General features: G+C 63.7%; 20 protein-coding genes. 18 read left to right on the forward strand and 2 right to left on the reverse strand.

The window, feature by feature from the left end:
* The first annotated feature begins 47 nt into the window (after positions 1-47).
* From AOT96_RS22820 to AOT96_RS22830, 3 genes are read left to right on the forward strand one after another with little or no spacing between them, the layout of a single operon-like run.
* Positions 48-992, forward strand: coding sequence for a thiamine-phosphate kinase (locus AOT96_RS22820; RefSeq protein WP_065352919.1), 945 nt, complete (start codon positions 48-50; stop codon positions 990-992).
* 9 nt (positions 993-1,001) lie between these two features.
* Entirely contained in the window at positions 1,002-1,523 is a 522-nt protein-coding gene (locus AOT96_RS22825) for a gamma carbonic anhydrase family protein (protein WP_003942761.1), read from the forward strand.
* The gene (locus AOT96_RS22830; protein WP_042450832.1) at positions 1,523-2,194 is read left to right on the forward strand and encodes a uracil-DNA glycosylase; all 672 of its coding nucleotides are present in this window, start codon (positions 1,523-1,525) and stop codon (positions 2,192-2,194) included. Before AOT96_RS22825 ends, AOT96_RS22830 begins: the two co-directional genes overlap by 1 nt.
* 66 nt (positions 2,195-2,260) lie before the next feature.
* On the opposite strand, the gene AOT96_RS22835 is transcribed toward AOT96_RS22830, so the two are convergent.
* The gene (locus tag AOT96_RS22835) at positions 2,261-3,055 is read right to left on the reverse strand and encodes an enoyl-CoA hydratase-related protein (RefSeq protein ID WP_065352372.1); all 795 of its coding nucleotides are present in this window, start codon (positions 3,053-3,055) and stop codon (positions 2,261-2,263) included.
* Between the two features lie 131 nt (positions 3,056-3,186).
* Positions 3,187-3,378, reverse strand: a complete 192-nt coding sequence (gene rpmB, locus AOT96_RS34835; protein WP_003942669.1) for a 50S ribosomal protein L28 — start codon at positions 3,376-3,378, stop codon at positions 3,187-3,189.
* Between the two features lie 333 nt (positions 3,379-3,711).
* Between rpmB and AOT96_RS22840 the strand changes: the two genes are divergently transcribed.
* The 15 genes from AOT96_RS22840 (at position 3,712) to ftsY (ending at position 22,626) form a co-directional block, all read left to right on the forward strand.
* Entirely contained in the window at positions 3,712-5,421 is a 1,710-nt protein-coding gene (locus AOT96_RS22840) for a DAK2 domain-containing protein (RefSeq protein ID WP_065352373.1), read from the forward strand.
* A gap of 73 nt (positions 5,422-5,494) precedes the next feature.
* Complete coding sequence (gene recG, locus AOT96_RS22845; RefSeq protein WP_065352920.1) at positions 5,495-7,756, forward strand: ATP-dependent DNA helicase RecG; 2,262 nt, start codon at positions 5,495-5,497, stop codon at positions 7,754-7,756.
* A gap of 120 nt (positions 7,757-7,876) precedes the next feature.
* Entirely contained in the window at positions 7,877-11,281 is a 3,405-nt protein-coding gene (locus AOT96_RS22850) for a pyruvate carboxylase (RefSeq protein ID WP_003942675.1), read from the forward strand.
* On the forward strand, positions 11,278-11,844 hold the full coding sequence (gene rsmD, locus AOT96_RS22855) for a 16S rRNA (guanine(966)-N(2))-methyltransferase RsmD (protein ID WP_003942746.1): 567 nt from the start codon (positions 11,278-11,280) through the stop codon (positions 11,842-11,844). Before AOT96_RS22850 ends, rsmD begins: the two co-directional genes overlap by 4 nt.
* Positions 11,841-12,335, forward strand: a complete 495-nt coding sequence (coaD, locus tag AOT96_RS22860) for a pantetheine-phosphate adenylyltransferase (RefSeq protein WP_003942776.1) — start codon at positions 11,841-11,843, stop codon at positions 12,333-12,335. The genes rsmD and coaD overlap by 4 nt, the downstream gene beginning before the upstream one ends.
* Positions 12,336-12,466: 131 nt before the next feature.
* Entirely contained in the window at positions 12,467-13,228 is a 762-nt protein-coding gene (locus tag AOT96_RS22865) for a DivIVA domain-containing protein (RefSeq protein ID WP_003942696.1), read from the forward strand.
* Between the two features lie 189 nt (positions 13,229-13,417).
* Positions 13,418-13,978, forward strand: a complete 561-nt coding sequence (locus tag AOT96_RS22870) for a YceD family protein (RefSeq protein ID WP_007729319.1) — start codon at positions 13,418-13,420, stop codon at positions 13,976-13,978.
* Positions 13,979-13,980: 2 nt separating this feature from the next.
* Positions 13,981-14,163 (forward strand): 50S ribosomal protein L32, encoded by a 183-nt coding sequence (rpmF, locus tag AOT96_RS34840; RefSeq protein ID WP_007729318.1) that lies wholly within the window; start codon positions 13,981-13,983, stop codon positions 14,161-14,163.
* Positions 14,164-14,182: 19 nt separating this feature from the next.
* On the forward strand, positions 14,183-14,956 hold the full coding sequence (rnc, locus tag AOT96_RS22875) for a ribonuclease III (RefSeq protein ID WP_003942759.1): 774 nt from the start codon (positions 14,183-14,185) through the stop codon (positions 14,954-14,956).
* A gap of 8 nt (positions 14,957-14,964) precedes the next feature.
* Complete coding sequence (mutM, locus tag AOT96_RS22880; protein ID WP_003942752.1) at positions 14,965-15,834, forward strand: bifunctional DNA-formamidopyrimidine glycosylase/DNA-(apurinic or apyrimidinic site) lyase; 870 nt, start codon at positions 14,965-14,967, stop codon at positions 15,832-15,834.
* Between the two features lie 42 nt (positions 15,835-15,876).
* The gene (locus tag AOT96_RS22885) at positions 15,877-16,329 is read left to right on the forward strand and encodes an OsmC family protein (RefSeq protein ID WP_003942740.1); all 453 of its coding nucleotides are present in this window, start codon (positions 15,877-15,879) and stop codon (positions 16,327-16,329) included.
* Positions 16,329-17,252 carry an SMP-30/gluconolactonase/LRE family protein gene (locus AOT96_RS22890; RefSeq protein WP_065352374.1) on the forward strand — a complete coding sequence of 308 codons (924 nt, stop codon included), beginning with the start codon at positions 16,329-16,331 and terminating at the stop codon, positions 17,250-17,252. Before AOT96_RS22885 ends, AOT96_RS22890 begins: the two co-directional genes overlap by 1 nt.
* 5 nt (positions 17,253-17,257) lie before the next feature.
* Positions 17,258-17,542, forward strand: coding sequence for an acylphosphatase (locus tag AOT96_RS22895; RefSeq protein WP_054187763.1), 285 nt, complete (start codon positions 17,258-17,260; stop codon positions 17,540-17,542).
* 26 nt (positions 17,543-17,568) lie between these two features.
* Complete coding sequence (gene smc, locus AOT96_RS22900; protein WP_054187762.1) at positions 17,569-21,156, forward strand: chromosome segregation protein SMC; 3,588 nt, start codon at positions 17,569-17,571, stop codon at positions 21,154-21,156.
* A 42-nt stretch (positions 21,157-21,198) separates the two neighbouring features.
* The gene (gene ftsY, locus AOT96_RS22905) at positions 21,199-22,626 is read left to right on the forward strand and encodes a signal recognition particle-docking protein FtsY (protein WP_030535428.1); all 1,428 of its coding nucleotides are present in this window, start codon (positions 21,199-21,201) and stop codon (positions 22,624-22,626) included.
* Positions 22,627-22,630 lie beyond the last annotated feature (4 nt).

Raw genomic sequence — 22,630 nt, forward strand, 5'->3', positions numbered from 1 at the left:
CGGAGTTCGGGTCGGAGCCCACTGTCGAGCAGGTGGGGGAGTTCGACGTGATCGCGCGATCTCTTCTCGGCCGAATCCAACCGGTCACCACTGAATTGGGGCCGGGTGACGATGCCGCCATCGTGACTTCCGGAGACGGCCGTGTGGTTGTCTCGTCCGACATGTTGGTCGAAGGTCGACATTTCCGAATGGATTGGTCTTCACCACGCGACATCGGCCGGAAGGCAGTGGCACAGAACGCTGCTGATGTGGTCTCGATGGGAGCGCGGCCGACGGCCTTCACGGTGTCTCTGGGGTGCCCGCCTTCGACACCCGTCGACGTGGTCGACGCAATCTCCGCGGGAATCTGGGACGCGGCAACCGATCTGGGTGCCGGTGTGGTCGGCGGTGACCTGGTCCAGTCACCGGTGATCGTGGTGTCGGTGACCGTGCTCGGCGATCTCGGTGGCCGTGCGGCAGTTCTGCGTTCGGGAGCAAAGATCGGTGACAAGATCGCGGTCGCCGGGTTGTTCGGTTGCTCGGCAGCAGGGTTGGCACTACTGCTCGACGAAGCCGTACTGCTCGACAAGCCCGCAAACTTTCCAGATTTGCTTGCCTCCCATCGCGTTCCGAATCCTCCGTATCAATCGGCATGGGACGCCGTAGAATCAGCACATTCCATGACGGACGTGTCCGACGGATTGATCGCGGATCTTCGACATCTCGCAGAGGCCTCGCACGCGCGGTTCGACATCTTCTCGGCTGCGGTTCCGACCTCACCCGATGTCGCATCGGCGGCCGAGGCGCTCGACGTCGATCCGCTGGACTGGATCCTCTCCGGTGGTGAAGATCACGGATTCGCAGCAACTTTCGGGCCTGAGGTCGAGATTCCGTCGGGTTGGATCGTGATCGGTGAGGTTGCCGCCGGTTCGGGCGTGAGCGTCGACGGTTCGCTTCGCGAGAGCGGCGGGGGCTGGCACAGCTTTTCGACCACCGGTACCACCGCGGTATAGGTTGCTTTCATGGCTGTATACGCACTTGGAGACAGAGTTCCGGACATTCATCCGGACGCATACGTCCACCCGGACGCGGTGGTGATCGGCGCCGTGACTCTCGCAGCGGGTACCTCGATCTGGCCGCAAGCGGTATTGCGTGGTGACTACGGAACCATTTCGGTGGGAATCGGATCGAACATCCAGGACGGAACCGTCATCCATTGCACCGCCGTCGATGCGACTGTCATCGGTTCCGGTTGCGTCGTGGGCCACAACGCGCACATCGAGGGATCGACCATCGAGGACCATTGCCTGATCGCGTCGGGGTCAGTTGTTCTCAACGGAACGGTGATCGGGACGGGGTCGATCGTCGCCGCTGGTGCGGTGGTGGCCAACAAGATGCAGGTTCCGCCGCGCAGCATGGCACTCGGTGTCCCCGCCAAGGTCCGTGCGGGATACGAGGTTCCGCTCGGTCACCTCGACGGCAACGTCAAGATGTACGCAGCCAATGCGGCGTACTACCGCGACGCGTTGCGCAGGCTCGACTGATGGCGCCGCTTGCAGAGATCGTCGACCCAGGGTGGGCGCGAGCACTCGAACCGGTGTCGGAGCAGATCACCGCGATGGGTAAGTTCTTGCGCGAAGAGATCGCTGCGGGACGGGAGTACCTGCCGGCGGGGGAGAACGTCTTGCGTGCGTTCACGAACCCTTTCGAGGACGTTCGAGTGCTCATCGTCGGTCAGGACCCTTATCCGACGCCCGGTCACGCTGTCGGGTTGAGCTTTTCGGTTGCACCGGACGTGCGGCCGGTTCCGCGAAGTCTCGGCAACATCTACAAGGAGTATCACCAGGATCTCGGGTTGCCGATACCGCCGAACGGCGATCTGACACCGTGGTCGAAACAAGGTGTGCTGCTTCTCAATCGCGTTCTCACCGTGCAGCCGGGTCAAGCCGCTTCTCATCGTAAGAAGGGCTGGGAGCCGGTGACCGAGCAGGCTATCCGCGCTCTGGTCGCGCGGTCGTCGCCGATGGTGGCGATCTTGTGGGGTCGTGACGCGGCCACTCTCGCGCCGATGCTCGGCGACACACCGATCATCGAATCCGCGCACCCGTCACCGCTTTCGGCCTCGCGTGGCTTCTTCGGTTCGCGCCCCTTCAGTCGTGCGAACGAACTCTTGACCGGACTCGGAGCCGATCCGGTCGACTGGAATCTGGGCTGATCGAACGGTGTCTGCACGAACCGGCCTGCCGAACGTCGAGTCGCGACGTTCGGCACGGCAGTTCGACTAGGCCTGCTTTGCGGAAGTGAAATCGGGCCGACGCTTGTCGACGAACGCGTCGACGCCCTCGCGTCCGATCGGGCTGTTCGCTGCGATGGCGATGGACGCGGCTTCGGCGTCGAGTTGCTCGGCGAGCGAGTTCGTCCGCGACGAACGCAGCAGTGCTTTGATTCCCGAGTACGACGTACTCGGTCCGTTGGCCAGAGCGCGGGCGAGGCGAGCTGCCTCTTCTTGGACCTCGTCGTCACCGACGAGTCGGGTGAGGATCCCCAGGCGGACGGCTTCGTCGCCACCGATCACCGAATCGTTGAGAAGAATCTCGCGAGCGCGTGCCACGCCGACGATGCGTGGAAGCGTCCACGACATTCCGCCGTCGGGGGTGAAACCGATGGAGGGGTACGCGGGGCGAAGCTTGGTGCCGGTGCCGCCGATTGCGACGTCGGCGAGGCAGACCAGGCTCATTCCGGCGCCGGCAGCCCATCCGTGGACCCCGGCCACCACTGGAGCGCTCGCAGCGTCGAGCGCGCGAACGAACACGTGGAAGACGCGGGCAACCTCGGTCACGTACTCGCCGCGGTCAGGGGCTGCGGCGAACGCACGGACGTTGCCGCCGGCACAGAAGTTTGCGCCTTCGCCGACCAGAAGGATGCTCCCGATGTCGTTTCCGACTGTCTCGAGCGCCTGCGCGCCCTGAACCAGTCCTTCGTCGTCGAGGGAGGTGCCGTTGGCGGCGGTGGAAATGGTGATGCGGAGTACGCCCTCGTCGAGGGTCACTTTGCTCAGGTCATCGATGGAAGTCACTCAACGCACATTACGGGTGTCCGACAGCCATACGAAACACGGGGACACATAGATACAGCCACATAGATACAGCTCTGCCCCCGTCACCGAAGTGACGGGGGCAGAGCCTGCAATAGTTTGTGCTCGGGCAATCAGCCCCGAGCGACCTTGCCTGCCTTCAGGCAGGAGGTGCACACGTTGACCTTACGGGTGTTACCCGGGGCAACCTCGGTACGAACAGACTGAATGTTCGGGTTCCAGCGACGATTGGTACGCCGGTGCGAGTGCGAGACCGACTTACCGAAGCCGGGCCCCTTGGCGCATACGTCGCAGACGGCAGCCATAGTCGCGAACTCCTTGTTAGAAATGAATATTGAAGTGGTTACCCTACACGGTAGGGCAGCCAGAATTACAATCCGAATATACTCGACTTCGAACCGATCCTTGACCGCTCACTGTGCAGCCGAACGTGAAAACAGTCAATCAGCAACAAACAAAGTGCAGCATTATTTCGTGTAGCCCGTTCGAGGCAACCGTGTAAGAGTAACCGCTTCCGGCCCGAATGGCCAAACCGCCCGGTAATGACGGTTGCGCAGAAGCGTCGGACTACCCTCGACTGCACCGATCACCGATCTCTTTTTCATCGTCAGTCTTTCCATCGTCGAGGGGAACCGTCAGTGGGGGAAGTGCAACGCGTCGCCGAAGAAGCGGAATCCGTCGCGGACGGACATCTGCTGCGGCGCTGGGCCCGCCGGGCGGTCGACAGCCTCCAGAAACGTCGCGGTGAGATCAACAGCCTCAACGTCTTTCCCATCCCTGATTCGGATACCGGCACCAATCTGCTGTTCACGATGCGGGCTGCACTCGATTCCGCCGAGACGATCGAGGACGACGTCCGCAGTGCGGGCCGCGTCGCCAACGCTCTGGCTCGGGGCGCCGTGTCCGGTGCTCGCGGTAATTCCGGAGTGATCCTCTCCCAGGTGATCCGGGGCATCGCCGAGAGCGTTCAAGGTGAGCACATCGACGGCCGAAGCTTCGCGAACTCGCTGACCACGGCGACGACGCTGGCCTCTCGGGCTGTCTCCGATCTGGTGGAAGGCACCATCGTCACGGTATTGCGCGCATCGGGAGAAGCAGCGCAGGAGTGCGTCGACACCAGGACACCGAGCGGCGAGGATCTTGCATCCGTGGTTGCCGCCGCTGCCGACGCCGCTGCGATCGCACTGAACAAGACGCCGGAGCAACTGGACGTTCTCGCGTCCGCCGGGGTGGTCGATGCCGGGGGATTCGGTCTGGTTCTGATCCTCGACGCCTTTGTCGAGGTGCTGACCGGGAAGCCGCAGGTTCGCGAAGATCTGGGGACGCCGGACCCGAGGTCGAGCGCAGTTGTCGACGTCAGCGCATTCGATCACGATTGGGCTCACAAGAGCCCGATCGAATGTGGTGATCACTCGGAACAGGATTTCGAGGTCATGTACCTCGTCGACGACTCCGACGACGATCGCATGACGGCGCTGCGCACGCGGCTGTCCGTCCTCGGAGATTCGACGGTCATCGTCAGCGACGGTTTCGGCGGCTGGTCGGTGCACGTGCATTGCTGCGATGCCGGTGCAGCCGTGGAAGCCGGCCTCGAGGCCGGGAAGGTTCACGGTATTCGCATCAGCAGTTTTCTCGTCGACGAACGCGACCAGTTGGTGGCACGGGCGGAGAGGCGATTCCCCGGGGCCGGCGCGCGCGGCGTACTGGCCGTCGTTGCCGGTGACAGCGCGGCGGCGTTGTTCGAGAGTGAGGGTGCGACGGTTCTTCGGTGCGACGATGCGCCGGTGACACGCGCACAACTGCTCGGCCGCATTCGTCAGATGGAACGCAGCGAAGTTCTGGTGCTTCCGAACGGAGCTTTGACCGCTCAGGAACTCGTCGCAGTCAGTGCCGCTGCACGCGATCCGCTTCACCAGGTTCTGCTGCTGTCGACGTCGTCGATGGTCCAGGGCCTGGCAGCACTTGCCGTTCACGACCCTCAGCGCAACGTCGCCGACGACGGCTTCACGATGTCCGAGGCGGCGGCCGCCACGCGCTGGGGATCGTTGCGGATCGCGGTCGAGCGTTCGCTGACCTACGTCGGGACATGTGATCCGGGTGACGCGATCGGTCTGATGGGGCACGAGGTGGTGCTCATCGGTCCCGACGTCGCGGAGTCGAGTGCGCGACTGGTCGACCTCGCGCTCGGATCCGGTGGCGAACTCGTGACCCTACTCATGGGCGCAGACGCGCCGGACGACCTGGCCGGGCAGCTCGAGGCGCACGTCGTCGCGCACCACCCGGGCGTCGACGTGCTCGTCTATCAGGGTGATCAGCCGGGTGACCTGTTCCAGTTGGGTGTGGAGTGATCGAACCTGGTCTGTCGGTGACTGCTGATATACGAACACATGTGCTTACCGCGACACTGTGCTGGAGGAACTGATGGCGACGCTCGCCGACCCACTCGATCGGCTGCTGGGAAAGAAGACCGCGGACGCGCTCGACGAGGCATTCGAGATCCGCACCGTCGAGGACCTGCTGCGTCACTACCCACACCGGTACGCGTCGGCAGGCAAGGAACTTGCCGAGAAGGAGCCGCCCGAGGGTGAGCACATCACCATCATCGCGCGTGTGGCGTCGGCTGCCGTCGTGAAGATGAAGAACCGTCCGGGGCAGATGTTGCGAGTATCGCTGGCGACTGATTCGCAGACCGTGGACGTCACGTTCTTCAACCCGCAGAAGGTGCGGCACGTCATCAAGCCCGGCGTTCGGGCGATGTTCTCCGGGACGGTGAAGTACTTCCGCGGCAAGTGGTCTCTCACTCATCCGAGCTACCTGATTCTCCCGGAACCTCGTGTCGGCGAAGAGGATTCGGTAGTTCCGCTTGCATCCATCAAGGGAGCCGGTGACCTTGCGGGCCTGGCTCGCGCAAATCAGGATCCCGGCGCCGAACTCGATCTGTCCGTCTTCGACCGCGCATTGATCCCGCTGTACCCGGCGACCCGCGAGGTCGAGAGCTGGACCATCATGCGGTGCGTGCGGCAAGTGCTCGACCAACTCGATCCGATCGAGGAGCCGTTGCCCGCCGAGACTCGGGCCGAGCACGGATTCATCGGTTTGGACGAGGCGCTGCGCACCGTTCACCTGCCAGATACCAAGGAAGACATCGAACGAGCACAGGATCGTCTGCGTTTCGACGAGGCGCTGTCTCTGCAGTTGGTCCTCGCGATGCGTCGTCACGACAATTCCGAGCGTGTGGCTCCGGCCTGCGCTCCGGTCGCCGGCGGGATCGCGGACCAGTTCGAGGAGATGCTCCCGTTCACTCTGACGGAGGGACAGCAAGCAGTCGCGGAGGAGATCTCCACCGACCTTGCCCGCCCACACCCGATGAGCCGCCTTCTTCAGGGCGAGGTCGGGTCAGGCAAGACGATCGTGGCTCTGCGCGCGATGCTGCAGGTCGTCGATGCGGGTTATCAGTGCGCATTGCTCGCACCCACCGAGGTCCTGGCAAATCAGCACGCGCGATCACTGCGCAAGATGATGGGCTCGCTGGCTGCAGGTGGTGAACTCGGTTCTGCCGAACATTCCACCCGTATCGCCCTTCTTACCGGCTCGCTGCCAGTCGCTGCGAAGCGCGCAGCGCTGCTCGAAGCCGTGACCGGCGACGCCGGGATCGTCATCGGTACCCATGCGCTCATTCAGGACAACGTCGAGTTCTTCAACCTCGGCATGGTTGTCGTCGACGAGCAACACCGCTTCGGCGTCGAGCAACGTGATCAGTTGCGATCACGTGCCCGTGAAGGACTGAGTCCGCATCTGCTGGTGATGACGGCAACGCCGATTCCGCGAACCATCGCCATGACCGTGCTCGGCGACCTCGAGGTCTCGACCCTGCGAGAGCTTCCACGTGGGCGAACCCCGATCAAGAGCAGTGTCGTGCCCGCGAAGCAGAAGCCGCAGTGGGTCGATCGCGCATGGGAACGAATCCGTGAGGACGTCGCCGACGGCCGTCAGGCGTATGTCGTGTGCTCGCGGATCGGTGACGGCGAGCAGGGTGCAGGCGAAGATCAGTTCACCGAGGAGAAGCAGCCCGAGACCAAGTCGGCGGTCGACGTCTTCGAAGAGCTGTCGAGTGGTCCGCTGGCCGATCTGCGAGTCGGGTTGCTGCACGGTCGACTGCCTTCCGACGAAAAGGACGTGGTGATGAGCGCGTTCAACGTCGGTGACATCGACGTCCTCGTCTGTACGACCGTTGTCGAAGTCGGTGTCGACGTTCCGAACGCGACGGTGATGGTGATCGTCGACGCCGAGCGGTTCGGCGTCAGTCAGCTCCATCAGTTGCGTGGCCGCGTCGGTCGAGGGAAACACCAGGGCCTGTGCATCCTCGTCACCGGAAGCAATCCCGGGGGGCCGGCGTACGAGCGGCTCTCGGCGGTGGCAGCGACCAACGACGGGTTCGAACTGGCTCAACTCGACCTCGCGACCAGACGTGAAGGAGACATCCTCGGTGCGGCGCAGTCGGGCACAACCTCGAATCTGCGGCTGCTTTCCCTCATGGCCCATGGAGACATCCTCGAGTCTGCCAGGGAGTTCGCTCAGGGAATCGTCGACTCCGATCCGGCGCTCGACGGTCATCCCGCCCTCGCGTCCATGGTGACCGCTGCCCTGGACTCCGACCGGATCGAGTACCTCGAGAAGTCGTGAAGGGTATGACGACAAGCTGAAATCGAATAGCACGAGGACCGCCGGGTTGGTTTCTCGATTCAGTCCGAAATATGAGACTCCGCATGTAGACGCAAGATGAAATCGGGGTAGTTTTCTCGAATGTTCTCCAAAGTGCTCGTCGCGAACCGCGGCGAAATTGCGATCCGTGCCTTCCGCGCCGCCTACGAACTAGGTGCCGGAACCGTCGCGGTGTTCCCGTACGAGGATCGGAATTCGATCCACCGTCTCAAGGCAGACGAGAGCTACCAGATCGGGGAGAAGGGTCACCCCGTTCGCGCGTATCTCTCGGTCGAGGAAATCGTCGCCGCAGCCAAGAGCGCCGGAGCCGACGCCATCTACCCCGGTTACGGTTTCCTCTCCGAGAACCCGGACTTGTCGGCGGCGTGTGCCGAGGCAGGCATCAAGTTCGTCGGCCCGTCCGCCGAGATCCTCGAGTTGACCGGAAACAAGGCTCGGGCCATCGCAGCGGCAAAGGCCGCCGGTCTCCCGGTGCTCGCGTCTTCGGAGCCGTCAGCGGACATCGACGAGTTGCTCGCAGCCGCCGAGGACATGACCTTCCCGCTCTTCGTCAAGGCTGTCGCAGGCGGCGGTGGGCGCGGAATGCGCCGTGTTGCGGAGCGCTCACAACTCAAGGAATCGATCGAAGCCGCAGCACGCGAAGCGGAATCGGCCTTCGGCGATTCGACGGTCTTCCTCGAGCAGGCCGTCATCGACCCCCGGCACATCGAAGTGCAGATCCTCGCCGACGAGCAGGGCAACGTCATCCACCTCTTCGAGCGTGACTGCTCGCTGCAACGTCGCCACCAGAAGGTGATCGAGCTAGCTCCGGCGCCCAATCTCTCGGAAGAGTTGCGCGCCAAGATCTGTGCCGACGCCGTCGCCTTCGCGAAGGAGATCGGATACACGTGCGCGGGCACCGTCGAGTTCCTTCTCGACAAGCGCGGCAACCACGTCTTCATCGAGATGAACCCGCGAATTCAGGTCGAGCACACCGTCACCGAAGAAGTGACGGACGTGGACCTGGTCCAGTCGCAGCTCAAGATCGCGTCCGGTTCGACGCTTGCAGAACTTGGTCTGTCACAGGAGACGATCAAGCTTCGCGGCGCGGCGCTGCAGTGCCGCATCACGACCGAGGATCCGGCAAACGGATTCCGCCCGGACACCGGCCGTATCACCGCGTACCGCACCCCGGGCGGAGCCGGTATCCGCTTGGACGGTGGCGCCACACTCGGCGCCGAGGTCGGAGCGTACTTCGATTCCATGCTGGTCAAACTCACTTGTCGCGGTCGCGACCTCGAAGCCGCTGTGGCGCGAGCTCGCCGCGCGGTCACCGAGTTCCGCATTCGTGGCGTCTCGACCAACATTCCGTTCCTGCAGGCGGTTCTCGACGACCCGGACTTCCGTGCCGGACGTGTGACGACCTCCTTCATCGAGGAACGTCCTCAGTTGCTGACTCTGCGTTCTTCGGCAGACCGCGGCACGAAGATCCTGACCTACCTCGCGGATGTGACGGTCAACAAGCCTCACGGTGAGCGGCCCTCGGCGGTGTACCCGCAGGACAAGCTGCCCAAGATCGATCTTTCGACGCCTCCTCCTGCCGGTAGCCGTCAGCGCCTGCTCGAACTCGGACCCGAAGGTTTCGCGAAGGCACTGCGTGAGCAGAAGGCCGTCGGCGTCACCGACACCACCTTCCGTGACGCGCACCAGTCGTTGTTGGCCACGCGAGTTCGAACCAGCGGACTGCTCGGAGTTGCCGGGCACGTTGCGCGGTTGACGCCGGAACTGCTCTCGATCGAAGCCTGGGGCGGCGCGACCTACGATGTGGGACTTCGCTTCCTGCACGAGGATCCGTGGTACCGGCTTGCCGCACTGCGTGAGGCGATTCCCAACATCTGCCTCCAGATGCTTCTTCGCGGTCGAAACACGGTGGGCTACACGCCGTATCCCGAAAAGGTCACGCGCGCATTCGTTCAGGAAGCCACCGACACCGGCATCGACATCTTCCGAATCTTCGACGCGCTCAACAACGTCGACCAGATGCGCCCTGCCATCGACGCGGTGCGTGAGACCGGAACGGCCCTCGCCGAGGTGGCGTTGAGCTACACCGGCGATCTGTCGGATCCGAACGAAACGCTGTACACGCTCGACTACTACCTGAAGTTGGCCGAAGAGATCGTCGATGCGGGCGCTCACGTGCTCGCGATCAAGGACATGGCGGGCCTGCTGCGCGCTCCGGCGGCCACCAAGCTCGTGACGGCGCTACGCAGCAACTTCGATCTTCCGGTTCACGTCCACACGCATGACACCCCCGGTGGACAGTTGGCCACGTATTTCGCCGCGTGGCAGGCGGGCGCCGACGCAGTCGACGGTGCTTCGGCGGCACTGGCCGGAACCACCAGTCAGCCTGCGCTCTCGGCCATCGTTGCCGCCGCTGCGCACTCCGAGTTCGACACCGGACTGAACCTGCAGAACGTGTGCGACCTCGAACCGTACTGGGAGGCGCTGCGAAAGGTGTACGCGCCGTTCGAATCCGGACTGCCGGCGCCGACGGGACGTGTGTACACGCACGAGATTCCGGGCGGCCAGCTCTCCAATCTCCGGACCCAGGCCGTTGCTCTCGGTCTCGGCGACCGGTTCGAAGAGGTCGAAGCCAAGTACGCCGACGCGGACCGCATGCTCGGGCATCTCGTGAAGGTGACGCCGTCGTCGAAGGTCGTCGGCGACCTCGCCCTCCACCTTGTCGGCGCCGGCGTGCCTTCGGAGGAGTTTGCCGCAGATCCGGCGAAGTTCGACATTCCCGACTCCGTGGTGGGCTTCCTGCGCGGTGAACTCGGTACGCCTCCCGGTGGTTGGCCGGAACCGTTCCGCAGCAAGGCACTCGAAGGACGTGGCCAGGCCAAGCCCGAAGCGACGTTGTCCGCTGAGGACGAGGTGCTGCTCGAGGGCTCGTCGAAGGACCGTCAGGCGACGCTGAATCGTCTGCTGTTCCCCGGCCCGACAAAGGAATTCCTCGAACACCGCGAGAAGTACGGTGACACGTCGCGGCTTTCGGCGAACCAGTTCTTCTACGGTTTGCGGCGCGGCGACGAACACCGCGTCGAGTTGGCTCCCGGCGTTGAGCTGATCATCGGTCTCGAAGCGATCTCCGAGCCCGACGAGCGCGGCTACCGCACTGTCATGTGCATCCTGAACGGTCAATTGCGCCCGGTCTCGATCCGCGATCGCTCCATTGCCAGTGACGTACCGGTGGCGGAGAAGGCCGACAAGAACAACCCGGGCCACGTGGCGGCACCGTTCGCGGGCGTCGTGACGCTCGCGGTGAAGGAAGGCCAGAAGATCGAGGCCGGCGACACCGTGGCCACGATCGAAGCAATGAAGATGGAAGCGGCGATCACCTCGCCGCGCGCCGGCGTCGTCTCTCGGATCGCGATCAGCGCCGTCCAACAGGTCGAGGGCGGAGACCTGCTGGTAGTCGTCTCGACGGGGGAGAGCGCCGCAGAGTGACACGCATCATCTCGGGACTTGCGGGCGGTCGACGCCTGCGAGTCCCGCCGAGCGGCACCCGTCCGACGTCGGATCGGGTTCGTGAGGCGCTGTTCAGTGCTCTCGAAGCGCGCATCGATCTCGAAGGGTGCGCGGTTCTCGACCTCTTTGCGGGTTCGGGTGCTCTCGGCCTCGAGGCGCTCTCGCGGGGAGCCGAGCACGTTGTTCTCGTGGAATCGGATGCCAAGGCTGCTGCCGTCATCAAGGCGAACATCGGCACTGTCGCGTTGCCTGGGGCGACGGTTCGCGCCGCTCCGGTTGCGGCCGTGGTCTCGGGTCCGAGCGCGCGTGAATACGACATCGTGATCGCGGACCCACCGTATGCGGTAACCGACGAGGCTGTCGTGTCCATGCTCGCTGATCTGCAGGCCAACAAATGGGTGGGGGAGGGCACGATCGTGGTACTCGAACGATCGTCGCGCTCGCCGGAGACCGTGTGGCCTCAGGGCTACGAGCCGATCAAGGCCAAGAACTACGGTGAAGCCCGCATCGAGCTGGCCACCTGCTACGGTCTGGACTCATGACTGGCGCCGTCTGTCCCGGATCCTTCGACCCTGTGACCAACGGTCACCTCGACGTAATCGGAAGAGTTGCTGCGCAATTCGACGAGGTCGTGGTCACCGTGCTGATCAACAAGAGCAAGCGTGGCATGTTCACGATCGACGAGCGGATCGAGATGCTCGAAGACGCGACGAGTCACCTGCCCAACGTTCGCGTCACGTCGTGGCACGGATTGTTGGTCGACTACGCGAAACAAGAAGGCCTCAGCGCGATCGTCAAGGGTCTGCGCGGCGCGAACGACTTCGATTACGAGCTGCAGATGGCTCAGATGAATCAGAAGCTCACGGGCGTCGACACACTGTTCGTCGCCACGAATCCGACGTACAGCTACCTGTCGAGTTCTCTGGTGAAGGAAGTCGCGACTTTCGGCGGCGACGTCTCCGACATGTTGCCGGCCAAAGTGCATTCTCGGCTACTCGCACGTATCGCCGAGCGAGCAGCCGAAAACAGCTGATCCCCGACACACCGACCACGACGACACCCCGTTGGCCGTTCTTCCGGCAAACTTGGACAGGAACGGGCACAGGTCCGAGTGGACCGGTGACGATGTGGGCCGATTTCGGCCGGTAGAGATTGGGGTTGCTTGTGTACCGCGTATTCGAGGCACTGGACGAACTGGTCGCAATTGTCGAAGAGGCGCGCGGTGTTCCCATGACCGCAGGGTGTGTTGTGCCTCGCGGTGACGTACTCGAGCTACTCGACGACGTCCGGGACGCAATTCCGAGCGAGCTGGACGACGCTCAGGACGTCCTCGATCATCGCGACAAATTGGTCGGTGACGCGCGAGCAAACGCCGAGAAGACGGTCAGCAGCGCCAATGCCGAGGCAACCTCGACTGTGGAGAACGCACGCGACGACGCCGACCGGATTCTGTCCGATGCCAAGGCTCAGGCCGATCGCATGGTTGCCGAAGCGCGTGCGCACGCCGATCAGTTGGTAGAGGACGCCGAAGCAGAAGCGGAACGGACCGTCACCGACGGCCGTCGTGAGTACGAGGCCGTCACCGGACGGGCGCGTGCCGAGGCCGATCGGATGATCGAGTCCGGCCAGGCCTCGTACGAACATTCGGTGGCGGAGGGAACGGCGGAGCAGGCTCGTCTGGTGTCGCAGACCGAGGTTGTCCAGTCCGCTCACGCGGAATCCGCGCGAGTGATCGACGCCGCTCATGCCGAGTCCGACAGGATGCGTTCGGAGTGTGACCTGTACGTGGACACCAAGTTGGCCGAGTTCGAAGAGTTCCTTACCGGGACCGTTCGGTCGGTCGGGCGTGGTCGTCAACAGCTTCGAACGGGTTCGGGAGTTCCCGATTACCAGGACGACGATCGTCGTTCCGAGCGGCGCCGATAGAGCAGACAAGTCAGTCGAGGGTGGGTCGTCCGATATGGGGCGGCCCACTTTTTCGTGGATCGAATTGGGATTTGCCTTGTAGCTGCCGTATTGTGGAGTGGTTGCCCATACCAGTTTCAACAGTTAGGTGAGTTCTCTTTGTCAACGCATCGTCGTAGTTCGTCGCATCAGTCAAGTGATGCGGGATTTTTGCTGGACACGGTCAAGCTCGGTCGTCGTCCAGGGTCGATGCGTACCGTCGAGAGAACAATTCAGTCCCCGAACCGTATCGGTCTCGATCTGATCGCGATCGAAGCGGGCGCGGACATAGATCTCGATCTTCGTCTCGAAGCAGTGTCCGAAGGCGTTCTCGTCACCGGAAACGTGCACGCACCCACCAAGGGTGAATGCTCGCGGTGCCTTGAACCTTTCACCGACACCGTGGACATCTATCTCACGGAGTTGTTCGCTTACCCGGACAGCACCACCGAGGAGACGACGGAAGAGGGAGAGGTCTACGCGGTCGAAGACGACGAAATCGACCTCGAACCGGTCATCGTCGATGCAGTCGGGCTGGCGCTTCCGCTCCAGCCTCTGTGCAGTGACGATTGCCTGGGATTGTGCTCAGAATGTGGCATTCGCCTGGCGATTGCGGAATCTGGGCATGGGCATGACATACTTGATCCTCGCTGGGCTGGTCTCGCGGCCAAATTTGGCGTGGAATCAAACACCAGCGAAAATCTTGTGATCACCGAAGCCGAGGAGAAGTAGAAGTGGCTGTCCCCAAGCGCAAAATGTCGCGATCCAACACGCGGTCGCGTCGTAGCCAGTGGAAGACCACTGTGCCCACCCTCGTTACCTGCCCCAACCGTGGCTGTGGCGAGCAGACCCTTCCCCACATCGCATGCCCGTCATGCGGTACTTACAAGGGCCGCCAGGTAACCGCTGCTGTCTAGTTCTCCCCGGAGAAAGACTATGACGAGCGAAAATACAGTTTCAGCCGCCGGCGGCGAGGGCAATCACGACAAGCTCCTCGCCGCTGTCGGCGTAGATATAGAGCCCGGTCTTCTGACCCTGGCTCTCACGCACCGCTCGTACGCGTACGAGAACGGCGGACTGCCCACGAACGAGCGCCTCGAGTTCCTCGGGGATTCCGTTCTCGGCGTCACGGTGACCGAAAATCTCTACCTGTCCCACCCGGACAAATCCGAAGGTGATCTGGCGAAGATCCGTGCCAGCGTGGTCAACATGCATGCACTCGCCGAGGTTGCCAGGACTCTGGGTGAAGGTGGACTCGGAGCACACCTGCTGCTGGGTAAGGGCGAGGAAATGACGGGCGGCCGTGACAAGCCGTCCATTCTCGCCGACGGTATGGAGTCGATTCTCGGCGCCATCCACCTGCAGCACGGCATCGAGACTGCGCGACGCGTCGTCCTCGATCTGTTCGACGATCTACTCACTCGCGCACCGCTTCTGGGCGCGGGTCTGGATTGGAAGACGAGTCTGCAGGAACTGACGGCAGAACACGGTGCCGGAGTTCCCGTTTACGAGATCACCGCCACCGGACCCGATCACGACAAGGAATTCACGGCCACCGTTCTCATCAGTGGCAAACCCTTGGGTGTCGGTGTCGGTCGTTCCAAGAAGGAAGCCGAGCAGAAGGCAGCAAGTTCGGCATGGAAGACGATGTCGGAGAATGCCGCTGCTACCGCAGTCGCTGCTGACGACACGCCTGATCTTGCCGGCTGAGTTCACTCTTGCCTGAGCTTCCCGAAGTCGAAGTCGTTCGCCGCGGCCTACAGTCCCATGCTGTAGGTGCGGCGATCGAGGCCGTCGAGGTACTCCATCCCCGCGCGATCAGGCGCCACATTCTCGGTTCCGAGGACTTGATCGGCCAACTCACCGGGCAGACCATCGCTTCGGCAGAGCGTCGCGGCAAGTACCTGTGGCTGGTTCTCGAGCCTGCCGGTGTCGGACTGGTGGTTCATCTCGGGATGAGCGGACAGATGCTGGTCCAACCCCCGACAGTCGACTGGGAAAAGCACCTACGCATTCGGTTGGCCCTCGATTCCGGGGCCGATCTTCGATTCGTCGATCAGCGGACCTTCGGTGGCTGGTCGATTTCACCCCTCGTCGAGGTCGACGGAACGATGCTGCCCGAGTCGGTGGCGCACATCGCTCGCGATCCCATGGATGCGGCGTTCGATCTCGAATCCGTCGTGAAAGTCCTGCGGGGCAAGCACACCGAGATCAAGCGCGCGATTCTCGACCAGACGGTGGTCTCCGGAATCGGAAACATCTACGCCGACGAATCATTGTGGCGCGCCAAGATTCACGGCAACCGAATCGCCGAAACGCTTACCAGGCCCAAACTTCGAGAACTGTTGACCGCGGCACACTCGGTGATGGGTGAAGCGCTCGATCAGGGCGGTACGTCCTTCGACGCGCTGTACGTGAACGTCAACGGGGAATCGGGCTACTTCGACCGGTCGCTGTCGGCGTACGGGCAGGAAAACCTCCCGTGCCCACGATGCGGCGCGCCGATCAAGCGTGAGAAGTTCATGAATCGATCGTCGTTCAGTTGCCCGCGGTGCCAGCCGACCCCGAGGGCACGGCGAATCGCCTAGGTCTCCCACCCCTTCGGTTCGGCGGAGTGGCAAGATTGCGTCATGGCTGAACAGACTCCCGACACCACTGCAACCGCCCCGGCTCACACGGAGCTTTGGGTCGAACGAACCGGAACCCGCCTCTACACCGGCAAGAGTTCGCGCGGCGCAGAGGTTCTCATCGGCTCCGAATCGGTGCCAGGAGTCTTCACGCCCGGCGAACTCCTCAAAATTGCACTGGCCGCATGCACCGGGATGAGCTCCGACTTCCCGATCTCGCGCCGGCTCGGTGACAACTACGACGCGACGGTCCGAGTGTCCGGAGCCGCCGATCGTGAAAACGAGGTCTACCCGCAGCTCGACGAGGTCCTCGAGCTCGATCTCAGCGAGTTGGATGCCGAGGCACAGCAGCGCCTCATCACTCTCGTCGAGCGTTCCGTGGACAAGGTATGCACGGTCGGGCGCACGCTCAAGGCCGGAACCAAGGTCACTCTGTCGTTCGACACGGAAGCCTGATGTTCCGCGCCGGCAGCGTTGTCGCTGCGATCGCACTGGGTTCCGTTGTGGCGCTGAGTGCTCCAGCGCAGGCCTCGGTCCCGGCCGACCGCTCGGCCGGTAGTTGCGGCACATGGACGTCGAGCGTCGTGGCGACTGGTGCCGGAATGCTCGAGAACCTCGAATTCGACGGCAACGGATCGATGGTGTTGTCGCAGTCGGCTCTGATCGGGCCGGGTGCACTGCTGAAAGTAGCGCCGGACGGAACACGGACAACTTTGGTCGGTGACGTCACCGGATCTGGCGGTCTGGTCGCGCGTGAGGGATCCGTGTACTTCACCACGGGCAACTCGACTGTCTCGGGACTGTTCGGAATCGCCGACGGCAGCCTCCGCAAGGTCGACGTCGCAGACGGGTCGGTGACAACGATCGCCGACGGTCTGGTGATGCCGAACGGGCTTGTGCAGCTGGACGATAACCGTTTCCTCACTGCCCGCACACTCACCAGGCCGGGGCTCACGGTCGTCAACAGTGACGGAAGCAGTTCGATCGTTCGTGAAGACCTCGGCACCGTCGACGGCCTCGCACGCTCCGGTTCGACGATCTACGTGAGCACGACCTTCGACATGGTCACCGCCGTCCACATCCTCGACGCAAACGATCTGGGCGGGCCGGTGCGAACGATCACGCTCCCCGGGGTCGGTCCGGCAAACATGGCGGACGATCTGACCGTCGGACCGGACGGCGCGTTGTACGTCGCATTCAATGCAGGCGGCAAAGTTGTTCGCGTCGATCCTGATTCGGGATCTTCGTGTGAGATCGCCTCGGGTCTGCCGTTCACATCTGCGGTCAAGTTCGGCGCCGGACCGGGCTGGGATCCCAACGCGCTCTACACCACCGGATTCCTGGGTGACGTTCACCGTCTCGAACGTGTGGCGGGCTGAGCGTCATGGCTGAAGCAGCGCCCGTGCGGTTGACGGCGTGGGTTCACGGATACGTTCAAGGCGTCGGGTTCCGGTGGTGGACCAGGGCCCGCGCTCTCGAACTCGGATTGATCGGATATGCGTCCAATCAGCGTGACGGTCGAGTGCTCGTCGTGGCGGAAGGCCAACGCACGCAGCTCGAGCGATTGGTGGAGATGCTGCGCTCCGGCACTACCCCGGGCACGGTGGATCTCGTGGTCGACAGCTGGGACACCGCCAGGGGCGACCTGACAGGGTTCGTCGAACGCTGACCGGTTTGGCGGTAAAGTTTCCCCCCATGCACCTCAAGAGTCTGACACTCAAGGGATTCAAATCCTTTGCGTCGGCAACGACTCTTCGGTTCGAGCCGGGAATTACCTGTGTGGTCGGCCCGAACGGCTCGGGTAAATCCAACGTCGTCGATGCGTTGACCTGGGTGATGGGCGAGCAGGGCGCCAAGGCCCTGCGCGGCGGCAAGATGGAAGATGTCATCTTTGCCGGCACCTCCGGCCGCGCGCCGCTGGGCCGCGCCGAGGTGACCTTGACCATCGACAACGCCGACGGGGCGCTCCCGATCGAGTACTCCGAGGTGTCGATCACGCGCCGGATGTTCCGCGACGGTGCGGGGGAGTACGAGATCAACGGCTCGTCCTGCCGTCTGATGGACGTCCAGGAACTGCTCAGCGACTCCGGCATCGGCCGCGAAATGCATGTCATCGTCGGGCAGGGACGGCTCGCCGCGATCCTCGAATCCCGTCCCGAAGATCGACGCGCCTTCATCGAAGAAGCCGCGGGAGTCCTCAAACATCGCCGCCGCAAGGAAAAAGCGGTGCGCAAACTCGATTCCATGCAGGCCAATCTCGCTCGCCTCAGTGACCTCACCGCGGAACTGCGTCGGCAACTCAAACCGCTGGGACGCCAAGCCGAGGTCGCTCGGCGAGCACAGACGGTCCAGGCTGACCTGCGTGATGCAAAGATGCGTCTGGCCGCTGACGATCTGGTGACCCGTCGAAACCAGTTGAACGACCAGGCGCAGGACGAGAAAGCGGCCCGTGAACAGCACAACCAGGTGGCGGCTGCGCTCGACGAGGCCAACCTCGAACTCGGGCGCCAGGAGCAAGCTCTCGCTCGTCTGACTCCGGGATCGGAAGCGGCTGCGCAGAGTTGGTTCCAGCTTTCCGCGCTTGCCGAACGCGTCAACGCCACCGTGCGCATCGCCCGCGAGCGTGCGCGTCATCTCGACTCCGAACCCGTCGGCAACCGCGGCCAGGACCCGGACGAGATGGAGGCGCGCGCCGAACGTCTTGCTGCCGAGGAGGCCGAACTCCTCGAAGGCGTCGAAATCGCGCGAGCGGCGTCGGACGCTGCTCGGGACCAGCTCGCAGCCACCGAAGATGCTGCAGCAGAAGCGGAACGGGCGCACATGGCGGAAGTTCGTGCCGTCGCCGACCGCCGTGAAGGTCTTGCTCGACTCTCCGGTCAGGTCGACACTCTGCGTACCCGCGTCGAATCCGTCGACGCGGAAGTGTCTCGGCTGACCGAGGCGATCGACGAGGCTCGTCTGCGTGGCGATGCCGCACAGGCCGAGTTCGACACGGTGCAAGAAAGCATCGGGGACCTCGACGCCGGTGAAGTCGGCCTCGATACCAATCACGAACGCGCCATCGAGGCTCTCGAGATGATCGACGCGCGCGTCGAAGAGCTTCGTGAGGAAGAAAAGACGAGCGGGCAACGCATCGCTTCGCTCCGGGCGCGCATCGAGGCACTGTCGATGGGTTTGCAGCGCAAGGACGGTGGCGGCTGGCTGCTCGAACACCGCGGCGACGACGGCATCACCTCGCTGGTCGGACTGATTCACGTCGAACCCGGCTACGAGGCCGCGATCGCCGCCGCGATGGGGCCGGCAGCAGACGCCGTCGTGGCGCAGTCGCTGGACTCTGCTCGCTCGGCTGTGACAGCACTGGCCGATCAGGACGGTGGGCGTGCATCACTGATCGTGAGCGGTGAACCGGCGATCAAGCGCGAGGCCGAGATCGCGCCGGGTAGTCGTCCGGCCGTCGACGTCATCGACTGCCCTGACGAGTTGCGTGCCGGATTGACCGCCATCCTCGATGGCGTCGTCCTGGTCGAGACTCTCGATGACGCGATTCGAGTTGTTGCTGACCACAAGGGAATTCGCGCAGTGACGCGTTCTGGCGATCTGCACGGTTCGGGGTGGATGATCGGTGGCTCGGATCGGCAACCGAGCACGCTCGAGGTGCAGGCGGCGATCGACGCGTCAGCAGCGGAACTGGCGGCAACGGAGAGCCGATCCGAGGAACTCGACGCGGCGCTGTCCGGCGCTCTGGCCGAACAGGCCGCTCGACGCGAGACCGCGGAGCAAACTTTGGCCGCGCTCAACGAGTCGGACGCTGCCATGTCCGCCATCTACGAGCAGTTGGGCAGATTGGGGCAGGCAGCACGAGTCGCCCACGCGGAATCCGAGCGGTTGACCGCCCAGCGAGTGCGTGCCGAGGAGGGCCGCGGTGAGTCGCTGACAAAGCTCGCGGATCTGGAGGAACGTCTGCGCGTCGCCGAAACCGACGGCAGTGCACCGGGACACGGTGCGGAATCGACCGCTGCCGATCGCGAAATGGCCGCAGCAGCGCTCGCCGAAGTGCGCATCGTCGAAATGGATGCTCGCCTTGCCGTGCGCACCGCCGAAGAGCGTGCGGAATCCGTACGCGGAAAGGCTGATTCGCTTCGCCGCGCCGCGGCCGCCGAACGAGAAGCGCGGATCCGCGCCGAACGGGCTCTGCGCGCCAGGGCGCACGCTGCGGAGGTCGCAGCTGCCGTGGCCGAATCGGGACAGCGTGTGGCGGCCGAACTCGAGACCGTCGTCGCCGCGGCTCTTGCTCACCGTGACGAGTTGGCTCGGGCCCGCACCGAGTGCACGGCCAAGCTGGATCAGGTCCGCGAGATAGTCCGAGCACTGACTGGACAACTCGCTTCGCTCACCGACGCCGTCCACCGCGACGAGGTAGCGAAGGCACAGGCAGCGCTGCGCATCGAACAACTCGAGGAGTCGATCCTCGATCAGTACGGTATCGGCCTCGACGATCTGATCGCCGAGTACGGGCCCGAGGTCGAACTGCCGCCGACCGCTCTCGAAATCGAGGAGTACGAGCAGGCCAAGGAGCGTGGGGAGCAGGTCACCGCCCCCGCTCCGCTTCCGTACGACCGCGCGACTCAGGAACGGCGCGCCAAGCGGGCCGAGAAGGACCTCGCCACCCTCGGCAAGGTCAATCCGCTGGCGCTCGAGGAATTCGCAGCTCTCGAGGAGCGGTACACCTTCCTCTCCACTCAGCTCGAGGACGTCAAGACCGCACGCAAGGACCTTCTTGCTGTGGTCGCAGACGTCGACGCACGAATTCTGCAGGTGTTCACCGAGGCCTATGCCGACGTCGAGCGTGAGTTCGTGGGAGTGTTCGAGAAATTGTTTCCCGGGGGAGAAGGGCGGCTGGTCCTCACCGATCCCTCGGACATGCTCACCACCGGCATCGAAGTCGAGGCGCGTCCGCCCGGTAAGAAGGTCAAACGGTTGTCGTTGCTGTCGGGCGGCGAGAAGTCGTTGACCGCGGTGGCCATGCTGGTCGCGATCTTCCGGGCACGCCCGTCCCCGTTCTACGTGATGGACGAAGTCGAGGCGGCGTTGGACGACACCAACCTGCGGCGGCTGATCGGACTCTTCGAACAATTGCGGGAGAAGTCGCAGTTGATCGTGATCACTCACCAGAAACCGACGATGGAAATCGCCGATGCGTTGTACGGCGTCAGCATGCGCGGCGACGGCATCACCACCGTGATTTCGCAGCGACTTCGCGGTCAAGACATGGCCTCGACGTAAGCCCTGCTCACTTTCCGGGTCGGAGCCTGAAACAATGGGCCGGTGACTACCCAGGCTTGGATCATCATCGCGGCTGTAGCGGCCGTACTACTCGTCGTTCTCGTTGCCGGATTCCTGCGCTACCGCAAGGGGCAGGTATCGCTGAAGGCGCCCGAGACGAAGCCGGAGCTCGGCGCCCCCGAGAAGGACAAGTCAGGCGGCTACAAGGCCGGTGGCGGGTTCAACTTCAGTCAGGGGTCGACGGCAACGGCGCCACCTCCGGTGGTTCCGACGCCGCCGGTCGCCGAGATGCCGCCCGTCGTCGAAGAACCTGTCGTCGAAAAACCGATCGTCGAAGAACCGGTTGCGGAGAAGCCGGCCGTTGTCGAGGAGCCGGTTGTCGAAGAACCCGCTGTTGTCGAGGAACCGGTTGTCGAAGAGCCGGTAATCGAAAAGCCGGTCGTAGAAGAACCAGCGGTAGCAGAACCTGTTGTCGAAGAACCTGTCGTTCCCGAACCTGTCGTCGTTCCCGCGCCAGTCGAGCCTGCACCGCGCGTGCTGGACGAGATCGACCCGACCGAGGGTCGGTTGGACCGACTGCGCGGGCGCCTTTCCCGCTCGCAGTCAGCAGTCGGCAAGAGCTTGCTGGGTCTGCTCGGTGGCGGCGATCTGGACGAGGACTCGTGGGAAGAAGTCGAGGACACCCTCCTCATCGCAGACCTCGGCTCCGCGACCACGGAAAAAGTCGTCACGAAGCTTCGTGAGCAGATGGCGGCCCGCAGCGTCCGGACCGAGGCTGCCGCCCGCGCCCTTCTGCGCGAGGTGTTGATCGCCGAACTGCGTCCCGAACTGGACCGCTCCATCCGCGCATTGCCGCACGATGATCACCCGGCTGTTCTGCTCGTCGTCGGCGTCAACGGGACCGGCAAGACAACGACCACCGGCAAGCTGGCTCGCGTGCTCGTCGCCGACGGTCGTCGCGTCGTGCTCGGTGCCGCGGACACGTTCCGCGCCGCCGCCGCCGATCAGCTCCAGACGTGGGCCGAGCGTGTCGGCGCTGAAGTTGTTCGTGGCAAGGAGGGTGGCGATCCCGCTGCGATTGCCTTCGACGCGGTCTCACGGGGCATCGCGGACGGCGTCGACGTGGTCCTGATCGACACCGCCGGCCGTCTGCACACCAAGACCGGTCTGATGGACGAGCTCGGCAAGGTCAAGCGGGTTATCGAGAAGAAGGCCTCGGTCGACGACGTTCTGCTGGTTCTCGATGCGACGGTCGGCCAGAACGGACTGGCGCAGGCTCGAGTGTTCGCGGAGGTCGTGGACATCACCGGCGTCGTACTGACCAAGCTGGACGGAACCGCCAAGGGCGGAATCGTCTTCCAGGTTCAGCATGAACTGGGTGTGCCGGTGAAGTTGGTCGGTCTCGGTGAAGGTGCCGACGACCTGGCGCCCTTCGAGCCGGGTGCGTTCGTCGACGCCCTCCTGGGCTGACGCC

This window comes from Rhodococcus sp. 008, from assembly GCF_001682295.1.
Taxonomy (GTDB): Bacteria; Actinomycetota; Actinomycetes; order Mycobacteriales; family Mycobacteriaceae; genus Rhodococcus_F; species Rhodococcus_F qingshengii.

Excerpts from the sequence above, each read along its gene's own strand:
- AOT96_RS22825 (WP_003942761.1), top strand. The coding sequence starts at position 1,002 with ATGGCTGTATACGCACTTGGAGACAGAGTTCCGGACATTCATCCGGAC.
- AOT96_RS22830 (WP_042450832.1), top strand. The coding sequence starts at position 1,523 with ATGGCGCCGCTTGCAGAGATCGTCGACCCAGGGTGGGCGCGAGCACTC.
- rpmB (WP_003942669.1), bottom strand. The coding sequence starts at position 3,378 with ATGGCTGCCGTCTGCGACGTATGCGCCAAGGGGCCCGGCTTCGGTAAG.
- recG (WP_065352920.1), top strand. The coding sequence starts at position 5,495 with ATGGCGACGCTCGCCGACCCACTCGATCGGCTGCTGGGAAAGAAGACC.
- AOT96_RS22850 (WP_003942675.1), top strand. The coding sequence starts at position 7,877 with ATGTTCTCCAAAGTGCTCGTCGCGAACCGCGGCGAAATTGCGATCCGT.
- coaD (WP_003942776.1), top strand. The coding sequence starts at position 11,841 with ATGACTGGCGCCGTCTGTCCCGGATCCTTCGACCCTGTGACCAACGGT.
- rnc (WP_003942759.1), top strand. The coding sequence starts at position 14,183 with ATGACGAGCGAAAATACAGTTTCAGCCGCCGGCGGCGAGGGCAATCAC.
- AOT96_RS22885 (WP_003942740.1), top strand. The coding sequence starts at position 15,877 with ATGGCTGAACAGACTCCCGACACCACTGCAACCGCCCCGGCTCACACG.
- AOT96_RS22890 (WP_065352374.1), top strand. The coding sequence starts at position 16,329 with ATGTTCCGCGCCGGCAGCGTTGTCGCTGCGATCGCACTGGGTTCCGTT.
- AOT96_RS22895 (WP_054187763.1), top strand. The coding sequence starts at position 17,258 with ATGGCTGAAGCAGCGCCCGTGCGGTTGACGGCGTGGGTTCACGGATAC.
- smc (WP_054187762.1), top strand. The coding sequence starts at position 17,569 with ATGCACCTCAAGAGTCTGACACTCAAGGGATTCAAATCCTTTGCGTCG.